Source organism: Litoreibacter albidus (assembly GCF_900107015.1).
GTDB lineage: Bacteria > Pseudomonadota > Alphaproteobacteria > Rhodobacterales > Rhodobacteraceae > Litoreibacter > Litoreibacter albidus.
In genome coordinates this window covers 22,615-37,879 of sequence record NZ_FNOI01000006.1, presented here as the reverse complement: position 1 = coordinate 37,879, position 15,265 = coordinate 22,615, and the positions used below count along the sequence as shown (strand labels likewise).

Genomic DNA, 15,265 nt, shown 5'->3' with positions numbered 1-15,265 from the left:
CCCCGGGTCAGAGCGGTCACTTGAAGCGGTAGTTGATCCGACCCTTGGTCAGATCGTAAGGGGTCATCTCGACCTGTACCTTGTCGCCTGCCAGAACGCGGATGCGATTCTTGCGCATCTTGCCTGCCGTGTGCGCGATGATCGTATGGCCGTTTTCCAGCTCGACCAGGAATGTCGCGTTAGGCAGGAGTTCCTTCACGACGCCGGGGAATTCGAGCAGTTCTTCCTTGGCCATGTTCACTCCGTTGTTGTGCCCGCCAAAGTGCGGACTGGCACTAAATGCGCCGGGACTCACGGGTTTTCAAGGGGATTGTGCGCAAACACCAAGGAACGCGGCACAAATGTCGGGGGATCGGGGGTGCAGACCGCTCTACTGGCGTGCAAAGGGCCGAATACGCGCGGGTTTTGCGCGCCCGTACGGCTGATTCTGTGCTTACAGGTTGGTCGGCGCGCCGAAGCGGCCCAAGATACGGTCTTTGATCTGGTCGCGGGCCATGCGGTAGGAATTCAGCTTTTCCTCGCGCCCCTCCCCCAACCCCGTTGGGTCAAGGATCGGCCAGTATTCTACCGTCAAATGGTAGATTTGCGTCAACTCCAGCGCCAGTCGCTGGGACGCTGGGCTAAGCGACACGATGAGGTCGAACCCCGAAAGGTCATCGCCCCATTCCTGCATTTCCTCGAAGGAGCGCGTGCGGTGACGTGACAGCTCCACATCCATCTCTTGGCACACCGCGACGGCAAAACCGTCCACGTCCAGATCGTTTTTGACCCCCGCCGACTGGATGTAGATATCCGTGCCATAGAACTTTTTCATCAAGCCCTCAGCCATGGGCGAGCGCACGGCGTTGTGGTCGCAGCAGAACAAAACCGATTGAGGTTTATCCACACCCATGCCCTTAGCCGCCGAAATGCAAAACGCAAATGAGGGTGAACAGGCGGCGGGCGGTGTCCGTGTCGATGATCGCCTTGCCCTCTAGGCGGTCCTCCAGTACGCGGGCCCCTTCGTTGTGGATGCCGCGCCGCGCCATGTCGATCGTCTCGATCTGGCTGGGGGGCAGCTTTTTCACCGCATCAAAGTAGCTTTCGCAAATCTGGAAGTAGTCCTTTACCACCTGCCGGAACGGCCCCAGTGACAGGTGAAACTCCGCCGCCTTCTGGTCGTCTTCGGTGTGTAAATCGAATACCAAACGGCGTTCGCGAATGGACAGGTCCAGCTTGTAAGGCCCCTCCGGCGCGCCGTCTTGCGGCAGCGCGAACTCATTCGCCTCCAGCAAATCAAAGATGGCGACCTTGCGCTCCTGCTCGATCTCCGCAGTGGGGGTCGGCAAGCCGCTGTCGTCAATGGTGATCTCACAAAGCTGGCTCATACCGTCACTACCTTTTGCACTTCGCACTACTTTAAGTCGCCGAAAGCCTAACCAATTCTAATATGCCGACACCTCAAGCGCCGCCCGTAAATACCGCACGTTATGCGCTTTGACGCAAGGTACCGCGTGCACACCCCGTCATACGTCGTTCAACCGGTCCAAACGGGCGCGGACCGATAGGCCGTGCGCCTCCAGCCCTTCGGCTTTTGCCAGCGTTTCTGCCGCAGGGCCGATGGCCTTCAAAGCGTCCGGCGTCATCCGCGCCATCGTCGTGCGCTTCACGAAATCCATCACCGACAACCCAGAGGAGAACCGCGCGGAGCGGGCCGTTGGCAGCACGTGGTTCGGCCCGCCGATGTAGTCGCCAATAGCTTCCGGCGTGTAGGCCCCGATGAAAATCGCGCCAGCGTGGCGCACGCGCGCAGCCAGATCGTCGGCATTTTCACACGCAATTTCAAGGTGCTCTGGCGCGATCCTGTCTGACAGGACGAGCGCCTCCTCCATGTCTTTCACAACGATCACTGCGCCAAAGTCCCGCCAGCTTGGCCCCGCGATATCGCGGCGCTCCAGCGTTTGCAAACGGGCCTCGACAGCGTCGGCCACCGCCGCCCCGAAGGCCGCGTCATCGGTGATCAGCAGGCTTTGCGCGCTCTCGTCGTGCTCCGCTTGCGACAGCAAATCGACCGCAACCCAATCGGGGTCGTTATTCTTGTCGGCGATAACCAAAATTTCTGACGGGCCTGCAATCATGTCGATGCCCACGCGCCCGAACACGCGGCGTTTGGCCGCCGCCACGAAGGCGTTGCCCGGTCCGGTGATCTTGTCGACGGGCGCGATGGTGTCCGTGCCATACGCCAGCGCCGCAATCGCCTGTGCCCCGCCCACGCGGTACACGGTCTCCACGCCCGACAGGCGCGCGGCGAGCAGCACCAGCGGGTTCGTCGTCCCGTCTGGTGTCGGGGCGCAAATCACCAGCCGCTCCACCCCTGCGACCTGCGCGGGGATCGCATTCATAAGCACCGACGACGGGTAGCTCGCCAAGCCGCCCGGCACATATAGCCCTGCGGCCTCAACGGGGGTCCAGCGCCAGCCCAGCATTTCGCCGTGCGGCCCGTCCCATGTGGCGTCTTGCGGCAATTGGCGGTCGTGATAGGCGCGGATACGGTCGGCGGCCAGCTCCAGCGCGGCGCGTTGGTCGGCGGGTACGGTCGCAATCGCGTCGTCCATTTCCTTGCGCGAGAACGCCATGGTCTCCGGCGTCAGGTCCAAGCGGTCAAATTTGGAGGTCAGCTCTATCACCGCCGCATCGCCGCGCGCGCGCACATCAGCAATGATGTCTGCAACGACAGCGTCCACATCGGGGCTGTCTTCACGCTTCATCGTTAGAAGCTGGGCGAATTTGGTGTCGAAGTCAGCGTCAGCGCTGTTGAGAAATATAGGCATGCGCCTTCCATACCGTGCGGCGCAGGCAGGCTCAACGATCCAAAAGCCGCACCATGAATAAATCGTCGTAGGGCACGCCGTCAATTATGACGGAACGCGGGACAACGCCCACCTGCTCAAAGCCGTTGCGCGTGTAGAAGCGTTGCGCGCGCGGGTTGCCCGACCACACATAAAGCTCCATCTGCAAACACCCGAGACCCAAAGCCCTCGTCACAAGCGCATCCATCAATGCCTGCGCAGCGCCTTGTCCTTGGAAAGTGGGGTTCACATAGAACGGCCCGACCTGCGCGCGGTGGCGGGCCGACGCGAAATCATTACGCCCAAGCCCCGCGAACCCCACGAGCGCATCCTCCGAGAACGCGCCCGTCATCTTGCCGCTGTCGAGCACGTGGGCCGTCCGTTCTGGGCTGGTGGCGCGCACCTCCGTCACAGACCGCAGAAAGGCGGTCGGATAGGTTTCCACGCCCTCAATATGCAGCGCGTGGAACTCCTCCGCGTCAGCGCTGGTGAGCGTGCGGAGCTTCATTCCGGATGGTTAGGCGCTTTGCGCGACGGCGCAATGTAGGGACGCGTCACGTCTTGCAGGGTGATGTTGATGCATTCGGCGTCCAGTGCGATTGTGCCGTCACCCGCCAGCGTCAACTCAAAGCGCCCTGCCCCGTCCTCCGACGGCTGCCAAGTGATCGACAGCAAGGACAACACCAAGTCAGGGTCGTTGCGGTCCAGCCCGCTGGACGTCACTTTGGTGACGTCATCAAAGGCCAGCACCGCCCGCACCCGCTCCACATCGCGCCCATGGCGTTTGGCGGCGGGCAGATCTTCCCAGCGGAAACGGTTCAGCAGCACCGCAAACCGGCGCTGCGCCGGCTTCCATGTGGTCTCCGACATCGGGAAAACCGCATCTTGGGTCAGCGCGGACAGCACTGTGATGTCCTCGCTGCCTTCGGCCTTCAGGCGCAGAGGCCGCTCCGCCCCATCTTCAAAACGCGCGTCAGTGGTCATTCCGGAACCCGTTTGATCATTGCGCCAATGCCGCCCAGTTTTTCCTCAATCCGCTCATAGCCGCGATCAAGGTGGTAGACGCGCCCCACGGTGGTCTCCCCCTCAGCGGCAAGCCCTGCCAGAATAAGCGAGACGGAGGCCCGAAGGTCCGTCGCCATAACCTGCGCACCCTTCAACTGACCGACGCCTGTGACCGTGGCGTGGCCGCCTTGCACGTCGATCTTGGCACCCATGCGGATCAGCTCCGGCGCGTGCATAAAGCGGTTCTCGAAAATTGTCTCGTGTAGTTGGGATGTCCCGTTGGCGGTGCAAAGCGCCGCCATCATCTGCGCCTGCAAATCCGTAGGAAATCCGGGGAAAGGCTCTGTTTCCACGTCGACGGGCGCCAAGCGGTCACCATTGTGCGACACCTTCAACCCGCGCGCGGTCTCGGTGATGACAACCCCCGTGGCCTCCAGCTTGGTGCAGAACACTTCGATCAGGTCACGGCGACCGCCGATCAGCTCCACCTCGCCGCCCGCAATGGCAGGCGCAATCATGAAGGTGCCCATCTCGATGCGGTCGGCGATGACTTCGTGGGTTGCCCCGTGCAGGCGGTCGACGCCCTCAATCGTGATCTCGGACGTACCCGCGCCAGAGATCTTGGCCCCCATCGCCACCAGACATTTGCACAGATCAACCGTGTCCGGCTCCCGCGCCGCGTTTTTGATAACGGTCGTGCCCTTGGCCAGCGTGGCGGCGGTGATCGCGTTTTCCGTGCCGCCAACCGTCACGAAGGGGAATTCAATGACAGCGCCCGTCAACCCGTTCGGGGCAGAGCAATGCACATAGCCTTCGTCCAGCGTGATCTCCGCGCCGAGCTTTTCCAATGCCATCAGGTGCAAATCAACCTTACGCGCACCAATGGCGCAGCCCCCTGGCAGGGAAACGGTCGCCTCCCCTTCACGTGCGACCAGTGGCCCCAGCACGTTGAAGGACGCACGCAGCTTGCGCACCATCTCGTATTCGGCCTTGCGGTTGGTAATCTCGCCAGCGGAGAGCACCATAACGTTGCCGCCATTCAGCAGCGCCACTTCGCAGCCCAGCGATTCCAGCAGTTCCGACAGCGTGCCGATGTCCGACAGGCGCGGCACATTGGTCAACGTCAGCGGCTCGTCGCTCAGCAGGGCAGCCGTCATCAGCTTCAAACAGGTGTTCTTCGCGCCCGAAACCGTGATTTCCCCGTTTAGCGGGCCGTTGCCCGTGACGATAATCTTATCCATGTGTTACTGCCCTTTATTCTCGTTATTGCCCGTATCTTCGGGTGTTTTTCTGGCGCGTGCCTGCTGCTTGCGACGCCCCATGTTCGCCTTCAGCGCGGCCTTCAACCGCGCCTCGCGCGTTTGCGCGGCACTTGGTGGCTTAGGCGGGTTTTTGGGGGTCATTTGATCACTCATGGGACCGTCTTAACCTAGGGCGCGAAAAGGGTCCAGATTAGGGTTGCGCCTAGATGGTTTTCACCCTAATACCCCGCCCACACGCAAGTGAAGATGCTGTGGTAGCTCAGTGGCAGAGCACACCCTTGGTAAGGGTGAGGTCGAGAGTTCAATCCTCTCTCACAGCACCATCTTTCCCCTAGTCTTCAGACACATCCGGCCTCACTGGGCCGCCACTGGTGCGAATTCTATGCGGCGGTTTTGTTTGCGGCCTTGGGCGGTTGTGTTGGGGGCCACGGGTTGGGTTTCCCCCGCGCCAGACGATTGCACCTGCGATTTGGAGACGCCGTTTTTCGCCAGATATGCCACCACGGACGCCGCGCGGCGCTCTGACAGCGCTTGGTTCGCCTCCAGTGTGCCTTCGCTGTCGGTGTGGCCAATGACCTGCACTGTCAGTTCGGGGCAGCGGCGCACGATATCCACGACATTCTTTAGCAAGGGTTCGCTGTCACTACTCAGCCGTGCGGAGGCGGTGTTGAAATAGATGTTCCCTGTGCGCGACAATATCTCGAAGCGCCCGATACAGGCGTCTTTGCTGAAATCCCCCTCCGGCTCCAGCGCCGCGGACGCCACACCTTCGCGCGCGGCAGGGGCTGGTGCCGCTCCGCTGTCATTGGAATTGGAATTGGAATTGAACACGATGTCGAAATTCACCGACGTTGTGGGAACGATCGTCACCCCTGCCGCTTCTTCCAGCTTTTGCAATCCACCCAGCAGGTCAAATGCCGCAAGGTCGATGCCAATCGGCTCATAAGTGGCCACGGAGACCCGCGCCTCGTCCAGAAGCGTCACCGCCAAAACCGCCTCAAGCGACTGCGTGATGCCGTGCAGGTCAAGCGTGACTGGCAGCGTCACGATCTTGCGCTGCTCGGCCCGAAGCTCCTCTATCAGACGGGGGGACAGGCGCGCTTTCACGATGGCCTCGGGGTATTTGAACGACTCGAAAAACAAGAACCGCATCCGCACGTTGCGCAGGTCGACCTTCGTGTCGACGCTATCAAGCGCGATGCGAATTTCCGCGGACCCGTTCGGGTCAATGGCGCCAGACAGCGTGGCGAAGCTGGACTGCTCCACCTTGGTTTGGTTCTTGATGGACTGAAACCCGATGCGCGAGCTTTCCGCATCCAGCGTCCATCCCGCGCCGAACGGCTCTTGGGCTTGCGCGAAGGACGGCGCGCCCGTGATCAGTAGAACAAAAGAAAGAATACGGGAAAGGCGTAGAAATCTAGTCATAACAACCTCCAATACTGTTGAGCGCACTAGCGTCGCGCGGCCTAAAGGCATCCCCCCTCGGCCCACGCCCGAAGCGCTTCTTTGAACGGGCGCCCCAACGGGTGCTCCACGTTCAACCGGTTTACATTTTCGTCTTTGGTGTAATGCGTGGCCTGCGTGCACAGGGCCTCTTGCGTCCAAGTGTGGCAATCGTTGCAGGTTTTTTCTTTCCAAAACTCCTCTGGCAACCCTTCGACCGGCGCAAATTTCGGGGACGTCTCTAGCAACTCGCGAATGCTTTGACCGTTAAAGCTGTCGCCGAACCCCGTCAGGGGTGCATTGAACGCCACCGCCCCAATCACCGGCGCGTCGCCCGTGTCCGACTTGGAAATCAGCGCGGCAAGGATCACCAACGCGTCCAGATCATGCGGGCTTCCGGGGAAGTCTTCGCGGAACTTGGTGATCAAGGCCGGATCACCTGAATCCTTGATCTGGTCCCACCGCTCCGTCGCGGCATCCGCAAAGACCGGCCCCGCAAACGTAACGGAGCACAAAAGCCCGAGAACCAGCCAAAAGTTAGATGTGCGTCGAAAGGGCATAGAAATGGCGCTCCGTTTATACGTCATATCCGTGCGGGTTGCGGCGGCCCGACACGGGGCTATCACCGACCAGCCTACAGCAAGCGCGGCGAAATGCAGTCACCCTTTTTTTCAAAAGAATAGCGCCCGCCCCAACATCTGCTGGGGCGGGCGCTAGATCGGCCTGCAATGTGGTCCGGCCTAGTCCACCCATTCCCACGGGCGGGTGAAGGCGCCAAGCACATGGCTCACCGCGTCTTCCGTGACCTCGCCACGCTTGGCAACGATGGCCACCAGCCCGCGCTTCTTGTCTTCCGACACCGACACGACCTCTGCCGCGACATCCGCCTTGGCCAGCGCCGCGTTGTAGATACGGGTAATGGCCATCTTGCGCAGTTCCGGCTTGAAGATTTTGCCAACTGCCGTTTTCGGCAGTTCGTCCATCAGTTCGATGTACTTGGGGTGCGCCGCACGCTCGTGGACCTTTTCCTTGGCAAAGGCCATCAACTCGTCAACCGTGGCTTTGCCACCGTCGACCAGCTCCACATAGACGCAAGGAATTTCGCCCGCATGCGCGTCGGGTTGCCCGATGGCCCCCGCAAACCCCACATCCGGATGACCGGCCAAGGCCTCCTCGATCTCGGCGGGGTCGATGTTGTGACCACCGCGAATGATCAAATCCTTCGCGCGTCCGGTGATCCACAGATAGCCGTCTCCGTCCAGTCGGCCCAAGTCGCCCGTGCGCAGGTATTTGCCGTCGTAGTAGAGATCGACGTTCTTGTCCGCCTCCGTGTAGGTGTGGCCCGCGTAAACGCCGGGGTTAAACAGGCAAATCTCGCCGATCTCGTCAACGGCGCATTCAGACCCGTTCGCCACGTTGCGGATGGTGACATCCGTGTGCGGGAACGGGATCCCGATGGAACCCACTTTCTTCTCCCCCGAGGGCGGGTTGATGGACACAAGGCACGTCGCCTCCGTCAGCCCGTAGCCCTCCACGATGGTCACGCCGCAGGCTTTCTCGAAGCGGTTGTAAAGCTCTACCGGCAAGGGTGAGGAGCCGGAAAACGCGATCCGCAGGCTGGAGATGTCCGCATCGACCGGACGCTGCATCAACGCAGAAATCGCCGTGGGCACGGTGATCATGAACGTCACCTTGTAGCGCTCAATCAGCTTCCAGAAGTTATCGAACACCCCGTCCCCGCGGTAGCCTTGCGGAGTCGGGAACACCACATGCGCGCCAGAAGCAATCACCGACATCAACACCACATGGGAGGCAAAGACGTGGAACAGCGGCAGCGGGCACATCAATACGTCTTCTTCGGTAAACAGCAGCTTACGCCCCAACCAGCCGTTGTAGACGACGCCGGAATACTTGTGCTGCGCGACCTTGGGCATGCCCGTCGTGCCGCCTGTGTGGAAGTAGAACGCGACGCGGTCACCCGCGCTGTCGGGGAAAGCCAGCGTTGTCGGCTGCTTCTTCATCTCCGCACAGAAATCCAGCACCTTGGCATGGTGCGAGCTTGGCACTTTGGGCCGGATGAACGGCACGATAAACTTCTTGATCCCGCTCAGGTAGCGCAGCAGGTCGATCTCCAGCACGGTTTTGACATTGGGCGCGTAGCCCACGGCCTCCGCCACCTTTTGGGCAAGGTCGGTCTTCGGGAACGCTTTCAGCGTCACTACAACCTTGGCGTTGGTTTCCCGCAGGATCGCGCTGATCTGCTCAGGCTCCAGCAGCGGGTTAATCGGGTTCACGATCCCCGCAATGGAGCCGCCGATCAGCGTAAATGCGGTCTCGCTGGCGTTGGGCAGGATATAGGCGACAACGTCATTCTCGCCGACGCCCAACTCCCTGAACATATTGGCGGCCTGACAGCATTTGCCGTGCAGCTCGTTCCAGCTCAGGGTTTCGTTCTTGTCCTTCGCGCCAGAGGTCAGCTGGTAGGAGAACGCATCGCGTTCGCCAAACTTGTCCTTCGTGGCGGTCAGAAACTGATACATTGTGCGCGGAAGATCGCGATCCTCCCAAGCGCTTTCGGCCTGAATCGCGTCCCGATCCGCCTTAGTGGCGAAGTTTCCCATATTATCCTCCCTTAGCAACCCGTTATCGGGTCGTCGTTGTGTTGTAACCAAGCGTAAAGGGAAAGCAGCGTCACGCAAGACTGACGCAACGCCAAAACGTAAAAAAGGGGCCAAACCGGCCCCCTTTTCATCATATAGTTGTGCGGCCTTAGCCTTGCGGGATGCGCAGCACCTGACCGGGGTAGATTTTGTCCGGATGTGTCAGCATCGGCTTGTTCGCTTCAAAGATTTCCTCGTAGCGCGCGCCGTTGCCCAAAGCTTGGGCCGAAATGCCCCACAGCGTGTCGCCCTTTTGGACCGTGTGGAACACGGGGTCGCCACCGGCCACCTCATCCTCGACTTCGGCCACGCCTTCGACGTTGCCCACGGCAAGGATGATCTTCTCTTTAACTTCTTGGCTCACGGCGTCGCCGGTCACTTTGACCTTGTCGCCCTCCACCGAGATATCAAGGCCAGAGGCATCCAGACCCAGATCCGAGATCTCTTTTTGCAAAGTCGCGGCATCCGGCTCGGCGGCTTCAGCGGCACCAAACAACGATTTCCCAGCGTCTTTCACAAAGCTCCACAGTCCCATGTCGTATCTCCTTAGGTAATATTGCAGTTACCCCCGACGATGATCCGCGCCGTCCGATTTGGCAAGGCTACACTTGCGGGGAATTCCGCGCGCTAAACGCCCGCCTGTGAGTAAACCGTGAAGTCTCAATTTCGTCATAAACTGGGGGGGCGGTGGTGTTAACCAAGGTTAATGAATCGTTAACATCATAGGATTACCCATTGAAACTCTTCATCTACATTGCAGCTTTGGCCGTCAGTACATCGGCCAGCATAGCCGCACAACCTGCCGTCAGCACGGCCACTCTTCTTGCGAATGAAATCCATCACGGCGGCGGGTGCCGCAAGGACTCGCCGCAGGGCCAGTGCTGTCACGCGGGTTCCAAACCCTACCACTGCCACTAAACAAGCATCGGCGCGGCGGATTATTCCGCCGCGATCCCTGCTGTGAATTGCAGCTTGGCCAAACGGGCGTACAAGCCGCCCTGCGCCACCAGCGCGTCATGTGTGCCCATCGCGACGATCTTGCCGTCGTCGAACACCGCAATGCGGTCGGCCTTCTTTACCGTCGCCAAACGGTGCGCCACCACCAAGGTGGTGCGGTCACGGCTCAGGCGGTCCACGGCGGTTTGCACCAAGGCCTCGCTCTCGGCGTCCAGCGCCGATGTGGCCTCATCCAGCAGCAAAATCGGCGCATCACGCAAAATGGCGCGGGCAATGGCGATCCGTTGCTTTTGGCCGCCCGATAGCATCACCCCGCGCTCCCCCACATAGCTGTCATAGCCGTCTGGTAGCTTGGTCAGGAAGTCATGCGCGGCGGCGGCCTTCGCGGCCTCCTCGACCTCGGCGTCGGTGGCGTCAGGGCGGCCAAAGCGGATGTTTTCACGAGCAGAGGCCGCGAAGATCACCGGATCTTGTGGCACAAGTGCTATGGACTGGCGGAAGTCCTGCCGCGCCATGTCGCGCAGGTCGTGCCCGTCCAACCGGATGGCACCGCTTGTGGGGTCATAGAACCGCAGCAGCAACTGGATGATCGTGGTCTTGCCCGCCCCGGATGGGCCGACCAGCGCGATCGTCTCGCCCGGTGCCACGTCAATCGACACCCCGTCCAACGCCGCCACATCGGGGCGCGCGGGGTAGTTGAAGGTCACGTCGTCAAACTGCACAGCCCCCGTCAGGCGATCAATCTGCGCAGGTTTGGCAGGGTCTTTCACGGTGTCTTCTGCGGTCAGCAATTCCACCAAGCGCTCCGTCGCGCCAGCGGCGCGTTGCAACTCGCCCCAGATTTCGGACAGGGCGGCAACGCCCCCCGCGACCATGATGGCGTAGATCAGGAATTGCACCAATTCGCCCGCCGTCATGATATCCGCGCGCACGTCGCGCGCGCCAATCCACAGCACGCCAACAACGCCCGTGAACACGAGGAAAATAACGATCACCGTCATCACCGCACGGGTGCCGATCCGCTTGCGCGCTGCGTCAAAGGCGGCTTCCGTGAAGCCCGCGAATTTGGCGCGGGACGGTGTCTCATTGGTGAAGGCTTGCACGGTTTGCACCGACAGCAACGCCTCCGACGCATTGCCAGAGGACGCCGCGATCTGGTCTTGGTTCTCCCGCGATAGCACCCGCAGGCGACGCCCTAGCACAATAATGGGCACGATCACCGCAGGCACGATCAACAGCACAAGCGCCGTCAGCTTGGCAGAGGTCAGCAGCATCAACACCAACCCGCCGATCAGGATCAGCGCGTTGCGCAGCGCGATGGACGCGGAGGAGCCGATCACCGACAGGATCAACGTCGTATCCGTGGTGATCCGCGACAGCACCTCGCCCGTCATTACACGCTCGAAGAACTCCGGCCCCATGCTGATGGTCCGGTCAAACACGGCGCGGCGAATGTCCGCAACGACGCGCTCCCCCAAACGGGTCACAAGGTAGTAGCGAAGGCCCGTACCCACCGCCAGCAACGCGGCAACGGCCAAAGCCGCGCCAAAATACTGGTCCAGCAGCGCCGCCTCATCGGTGCCGAAACCGTCCACCACGCGGCGCACCGCCAAGGGCAGCACCAGCGACACGCAGGCCGTCAGCGTCAGCGCCATCAGCGCCGCGACCATCAACGCAAGGTAGGGGCGCGTGAACGGCCAAAGTGCTTGTAGGGCGCCGATCCGTTTGGACGTCGCGCGCTCCGCCTCGCTGCCTAATGCCTTTGCCATAATGCCTCCTGTGATGGTCGGCTTGGCTTACCGGAGGGGGCGGGGCGTCGCAAGCGTCCAGAGGACGCAGGAAAGTCGCAGCCCTAGTGCGGTGCGCTATCCTCGTCGAAGGCCAGCAGCGATATCTTGCGTCGCGCCCGCATCTTGGACGGGGTGACGCCGTATTCATCGCGCACCGCCTTGGCCAGCGTATTGACCGAGCCGAACCCCGTGGCCACGGCGATATCCACCATCGGCATTAACGTTTCCTCGATCATCGTGCGCGCCCGTTTGGCACGCAGCTTTTTGTAGAACCGCGCGGGGCTGTCGTTGAACACTTTGCGAAACACCCGCTCCAGATGGCGCGTGGACAGGCCAACCTGCGCCGTAAGCTCCGCCATTGGCATGGGGTCGGACAAGGTCTCCTCCATCAGGCGAATGGCTTGGGTCACATGGACATCGAACAGGCCCTCATTGTCGGCGATGTCCTTGGGTTGCTCCGCGTCACTCTTGCGAATTGTGTGCAACAACAACCGGTTGCCCAGCTCTGCCACTTGCGCGGATTGCAGTTGCGGCGCGATCAACCCGATGATCAACTCCGCCGTGGCCCCTGCCCCTGCGGCCGTCACGATGCCGTCGTTGTTCTCGGAAAACCGCGTCGTCAGGTTCGGGTAATACCCGCTTTCGTTCAGCGCGGCGATGTCGCGCCAATGCGTGGTGATGCGTCCCGCAGGCGCGTTGGTTGACTTGATGTAGGCGGTCGCCGCGTCCGACAGCAGCACCACCATACGCGCTTGGCGTTGCATCGCCCGCGCCCGTGGCAACCAGCCCGGCTTGGCATCTTGGCGTCCGCCCACAACCACCATCACATCGGAAAAGCCGTAGTCGACAATCGCAGGTTCCGCGCGCACCAACATGCCCGCAGCCCCCTTCACCAACCCCGGCACATCCGAGACGAACCGCCACGAAAACTGCTCCTCCACACGCACGTCGTTGGCCTCTGTCAGGGTGTGGGTGATCGCCGCCAGTTCCAGCTCGGAGAACCCCTTGCTCACAAACAACTCAAACCTGCGACGCGGTGCGCCTGTCGCGCCCTCCAAGGGCGATGTTGCGGGCGGTGGGTGTCCTCCCATAGGGTGATCAATCCTTATTCATGGCTGAGCGTTTCTAAGACATTTCAAAGGTCTCATCAACCGCCACAGTCCAAAGGAGGCGCGATCATACGGATGGGAAAGGTGTGGAGCGGGCGGCGGGAATCGAACCCGCATCTTCAGTTTGGAAAGCTTACGCTCAAATCTCTATAAATCGTTTTATTTCAAATAGTTGACAAGATCGACAGCGTGATTTTGCAGGTAATGTGTCGGAAAAGATATTTTGGAGCGGGCGGCGGGAATCGAACCCGCATCTTCAGTTTGGAAAACTGAGGTCTTAACCATTACACAACGCCCGCGCTTCGAAAAACAACTATTCCACACGGAAAAAATGGTCAAGCAGGTATGAGCACAACGTTTACTAGGAACGGAGAGTGAGGACACAAAGTAGTCGCTCCTCCTCCAGCTCTGTTATCAGCTCGTCGTTAAATCGCCCTTTACGGCCCTTTCCGGACATTCGCCAGGACGGTGAACGCTACGGTGCGGCTTGCGTATTGCCGACTTTCATGAATTTCACAGCAAGTGCATCCCGTCGATGGTTTGGGCGAAGATTTGGCGTATCTTTTCGGTTGAGCGACCTATCTTTCAGCTCAATATAGCGGCAATGTGAGCCGCAGGTGTGATGTCGATGCGAATACCGTTCGATTAGGCGACGCGTTGACCGACTCGGCAGGCGCAAGGAATTGGACGAATGGCGGACAGCTTCAACTACATCTCATTCGGCAATTGGGAAAAAGTCGATGGGAACGTCGATGTTGTCACAATGCTCCGAGGTCGCATGTTCGAATACACGCCCTCTGACATGGAGAAGCGCCTTGAAAACCTAGATGTCGATGCCACCGCTTTTCTCGAAACACTGCCGACATTTCTCTGTAGCGAGATACAGCCAGCCGGAAACGCCGTCTCTATGCTTATCAAGTATGGTTGGATCTCGAACATCACAAGTGGGCGCAAGGAGGTCTCCATGACCTTCGAGACGCAGATCGACTTTGGCGAAGTTACCTTCGATGACATGGAGACAGCCGGATCGGTTTTCGGCGCAGATAAGTTCCAACTTTACCGCACACACTGGGCAGTCCGGGAAGGCGACGCGCAAGAAGTGTTGTCCAGATTGGCCAATTGTAAACCTGATCTTGCCGATCTAATCGCGAGTCACGAGGCGACCGCTGTCATCGGGGCAGCAATTCTGCCCCCGCCTCGTGACAAGAAGGTTCTTGGCGTAGCCGATAGCGTGGAGTCGTTCCTTCAATTGCTTTACGACTCGCCTGTAAAACCGTCGACCGAGACCTTCTTCCGTGGCCACGGAGATGTCACTTATGAACTTACACCTTCGCTTCTGCGCAAATGGGATAACGGCGACTGGCAATTCATGCCAAGCGAGGATCGCCTGTGCAAAGAACTATTGATCGCGCATCATGATGAGTTCCAGGGTGACCAGTATTGCTTCGATCGCCTTGTGCGAATGCAGCACTACGGTCTGCCGACGCGTCTGCTTGATATCTCCGGCAATCCGCTAGTGGCATTGTTTTTCGCCTGCTCCAGCAAGCCCAAGACAGATGGTGAGGTCATTGTCTTTCATGTCGCATCAAGTGGCTTGAAATACTACGATTCCGATACCGTTAGTTGCCTGTCGAACCTTTCTAACCTTACCTACGCGCAGAAGAACGAGGTTGATCTCAGCCTCGACTTGGACACGTTTAATGAGACCGACGTTGTCGGAAAGCTGCTTCACCACATCAAGTCAGAGAAGGGCTTTTTTGAGGGCCGGATCATCCCAGACGATCTTGGGTCCATCGTCTGCGTGAAGGCGAAACAAACCAACACGCGCATCAAATCGCAATCCGGCGCCTTCCTGTTGTTCGGGCAAGAGGCGACGCTGCCCGATGCGGGCCAGGACGGAATCGAAATCAGCCGGGTCACGATTCGTGAAAAAGAGCGCATACTCGCTCAGCTCGACCGGATTAATATCAATACAACCACCGTGTACCCTAGCATCGATCAGACTGCAGTTCATCTGCGGGATCAATACCAGTCGCAGCCCTCAAGAGTGGCCTCGAGCAGTGCGCCCGAAGACGCTCCAGAGCGCTGACAGAACGGTTTTGGCTGCATCCACGACCTGCTTGAAGGGGTCGGCCATTAGCTGCCGTTCATCGCGTCGCCCGCTGCCGTAGTGCAGCTCTCGCATTGCAGCCATTCATACTTTGCCTGACC

The 15,265-nt window shown here is 60.0% G+C and carries 15 protein-coding genes and 2 tRNA genes; 2 read left to right on the top strand and 15 right to left on the bottom strand.

Annotation, left to right across the window (positions count from 1 at the left end):
- Positions 1-16: 16 nt before the first annotated feature.
- The 8 genes from infA to BLW66_RS17955 all read right to left on the bottom strand — a co-directional run bounded on the left by infA (position 17) and on the right by BLW66_RS17955 (position 5,248).
- Positions 17-235 (bottom strand): translation initiation factor IF-1, encoded by a 219-nt coding sequence (infA, locus tag BLW66_RS13510; protein ID WP_008186030.1) that lies wholly within the window; start codon positions 233-235, stop codon positions 17-19.
- 198 nt (positions 236-433) lie between these two features.
- Positions 434-892 (bottom strand): arsenate-mycothiol transferase ArsC, encoded by a 459-nt coding sequence (locus BLW66_RS13505; RefSeq protein ID WP_089947694.1) that lies wholly within the window; start codon positions 890-892, stop codon positions 434-436.
- Positions 893-896: 4 nt separating this feature from the next.
- The gene (locus tag BLW66_RS13500; RefSeq protein WP_089947693.1) at positions 897-1,367 is read right to left on the bottom strand and encodes a UPF0262 family protein; all 471 of its coding nucleotides are present in this window, start codon (positions 1,365-1,367) and stop codon (positions 897-899) included.
- 138 nt (positions 1,368-1,505) lie between these two features.
- A complete protein-coding gene (hisD, locus tag BLW66_RS13495; RefSeq protein ID WP_089947692.1) occupies positions 1,506-2,810 on the bottom strand; it encodes a histidinol dehydrogenase in 1,305 nt (434 codons plus the stop codon).
- Between the two features lie 31 nt (positions 2,811-2,841).
- The gene (locus BLW66_RS13490; RefSeq protein WP_089947691.1) at positions 2,842-3,336 is read right to left on the bottom strand and encodes a GNAT family N-acetyltransferase; all 495 of its coding nucleotides are present in this window, start codon (positions 3,334-3,336) and stop codon (positions 2,842-2,844) included.
- Entirely contained in the window at positions 3,333-3,812 is a 480-nt protein-coding gene (locus tag BLW66_RS13485) for a DUF2948 family protein (protein ID WP_089947690.1), read from the bottom strand. Before BLW66_RS13485 ends, BLW66_RS13490 begins: the two co-directional genes overlap by 4 nt.
- Entirely contained in the window at positions 3,809-5,074 is a 1,266-nt protein-coding gene (murA, locus tag BLW66_RS13480; RefSeq protein WP_089947689.1) for a UDP-N-acetylglucosamine 1-carboxyvinyltransferase, read from the bottom strand. The genes BLW66_RS13485 and murA overlap by 4 nt, the downstream gene beginning before the upstream one ends.
- Before the next feature lie 3 nt (positions 5,075-5,077).
- Complete coding sequence (locus tag BLW66_RS17955; protein WP_170833481.1) at positions 5,078-5,248, bottom strand: hypothetical protein; 171 nt, start codon at positions 5,246-5,248, stop codon at positions 5,078-5,080.
- A gap of 95 nt (positions 5,249-5,343) precedes the next feature.
- Between BLW66_RS17955 and BLW66_RS13475 the strand changes: the two genes are divergently transcribed.
- Positions 5,344-5,418: transfer RNA gene (locus BLW66_RS13475), tRNA-Thr, on the top strand.
- A gap of 31 nt (positions 5,419-5,449) precedes the next feature.
- On the opposite strand, the gene BLW66_RS13470 is transcribed toward BLW66_RS13475, so the two are convergent.
- From BLW66_RS13470 to BLW66_RS13435, 7 genes are all read right to left on the bottom strand, one after another.
- A complete protein-coding gene (locus BLW66_RS13470) occupies positions 5,450-6,520 on the bottom strand; it encodes an OmpA family protein (RefSeq protein ID WP_089947688.1) in 1,071 nt (356 codons plus the stop codon).
- Positions 6,521-6,561: 41 nt separating this feature from the next.
- Positions 6,562-7,098, bottom strand: a complete 537-nt coding sequence (locus BLW66_RS13465; protein ID WP_089947687.1) for a hypothetical protein — start codon at positions 7,096-7,098, stop codon at positions 6,562-6,564.
- Positions 7,099-7,278: 180 nt separating this feature from the next.
- The gene (locus BLW66_RS13460) at positions 7,279-9,159 is read right to left on the bottom strand and encodes an acyl-CoA synthetase (protein ID WP_089947686.1); all 1,881 of its coding nucleotides are present in this window, start codon (positions 9,157-9,159) and stop codon (positions 7,279-7,281) included.
- Between the two features lie 148 nt (positions 9,160-9,307).
- Positions 9,308-9,733: a peptidoglycan-binding protein LysM gene (gene lysM / locus BLW66_RS13455; protein WP_089947685.1), complete on the bottom strand. Its 426-nt coding sequence runs from the start codon at positions 9,731-9,733 to the stop codon at positions 9,308-9,310.
- Between the two features lie 403 nt (positions 9,734-10,136).
- The gene (locus tag BLW66_RS13445) at positions 10,137-11,924 is read right to left on the bottom strand and encodes an ABC transporter transmembrane domain-containing protein (protein ID WP_089947683.1); all 1,788 of its coding nucleotides are present in this window, start codon (positions 11,922-11,924) and stop codon (positions 10,137-10,139) included.
- Between the two features lie 83 nt (positions 11,925-12,007).
- Positions 12,008-13,036, bottom strand: a complete 1,029-nt coding sequence (locus BLW66_RS13440; RefSeq protein ID WP_089947682.1) for a GlxA family transcriptional regulator — start codon at positions 13,034-13,036, stop codon at positions 12,008-12,010.
- Between the two features lie 242 nt (positions 13,037-13,278).
- Positions 13,279-13,353 (bottom strand) — tRNA-Gly (locus BLW66_RS13435).
- 392 nt (positions 13,354-13,745) lie between these two features.
- Here BLW66_RS13435 and BLW66_RS13430 point away from each other — a divergent pair.
- A complete protein-coding gene (locus BLW66_RS13430) occupies positions 13,746-15,143 on the top strand; it encodes an FRG domain-containing protein (protein ID WP_211664273.1) in 1,398 nt (465 codons plus the stop codon).
- The last annotated feature ends 122 nt before the right edge of the window (positions 15,144-15,265 follow it).

Coding starts and splice junctions, on each gene's coding strand:
- BLW66_RS13460 (WP_089947686.1), bottom strand. CDS start 9,159: ATGGGAAACTTCGCCACTAAGGCGGATCGGGACGCGATTCAGGCCGAA.
- BLW66_RS13465 (WP_089947687.1), bottom strand. CDS start 7,098: ATGCCCTTTCGACGCACATCTAACTTTTGGCTGGTTCTCGGGCTTTTG.
- BLW66_RS13500 (WP_089947693.1), bottom strand. CDS start 1,367: ATGAGCCAGCTTTGTGAGATCACCATTGACGACAGCGGCTTGCCGACC.
- BLW66_RS13490 (WP_089947691.1), bottom strand. CDS start 3,336: ATGAAGCTCCGCACGCTCACCAGCGCTGACGCGGAGGAGTTCCACGCG.
- infA (WP_008186030.1), bottom strand. CDS start 235: ATGGCCAAGGAAGAACTGCTCGAATTCCCCGGCGTCGTGAAGGAACTC.
- BLW66_RS13440 (WP_089947682.1), bottom strand. CDS start 13,036: ATGGGAGGACACCCACCGCCCGCAACATCGCCCTTGGAGGGCGCGACA.
- BLW66_RS13445 (WP_089947683.1), bottom strand. CDS start 11,924: ATGGCAAAGGCATTAGGCAGCGAGGCGGAGCGCGCGACGTCCAAACGG.
- BLW66_RS13430 (WP_211664273.1), top strand. CDS start 13,746: ATGGCGGACAGCTTCAACTACATCTCATTCGGCAATTGGGAAAAAGTC.
- murA (WP_089947689.1), bottom strand. CDS start 5,074: ATGGATAAGATTATCGTCACGGGCAACGGCCCGCTAAACGGGGAAATC.
- BLW66_RS13485 (WP_089947690.1), bottom strand. CDS start 3,812: ATGACCACTGACGCGCGTTTTGAAGATGGGGCGGAGCGGCCTCTGCGC.
- BLW66_RS13505 (WP_089947694.1), bottom strand. CDS start 892: ATGGGTGTGGATAAACCTCAATCGGTTTTGTTCTGCTGCGACCACAAC.
- BLW66_RS13470 (WP_089947688.1), bottom strand. CDS start 6,520: ATGACTAGATTTCTACGCCTTTCCCGTATTCTTTCTTTTGTTCTACTG.
- hisD (WP_089947692.1), bottom strand. CDS start 2,810: ATGCCTATATTTCTCAACAGCGCTGACGCTGACTTCGACACCAAATTC.
- BLW66_RS17955 (WP_170833481.1), bottom strand. CDS start 5,248: ATGAGTGATCAAATGACCCCCAAAAACCCGCCTAAGCCACCAAGTGCC.
- lysM (WP_089947685.1), bottom strand. CDS start 9,733: ATGGGACTGTGGAGCTTTGTGAAAGACGCTGGGAAATCGTTGTTTGGT.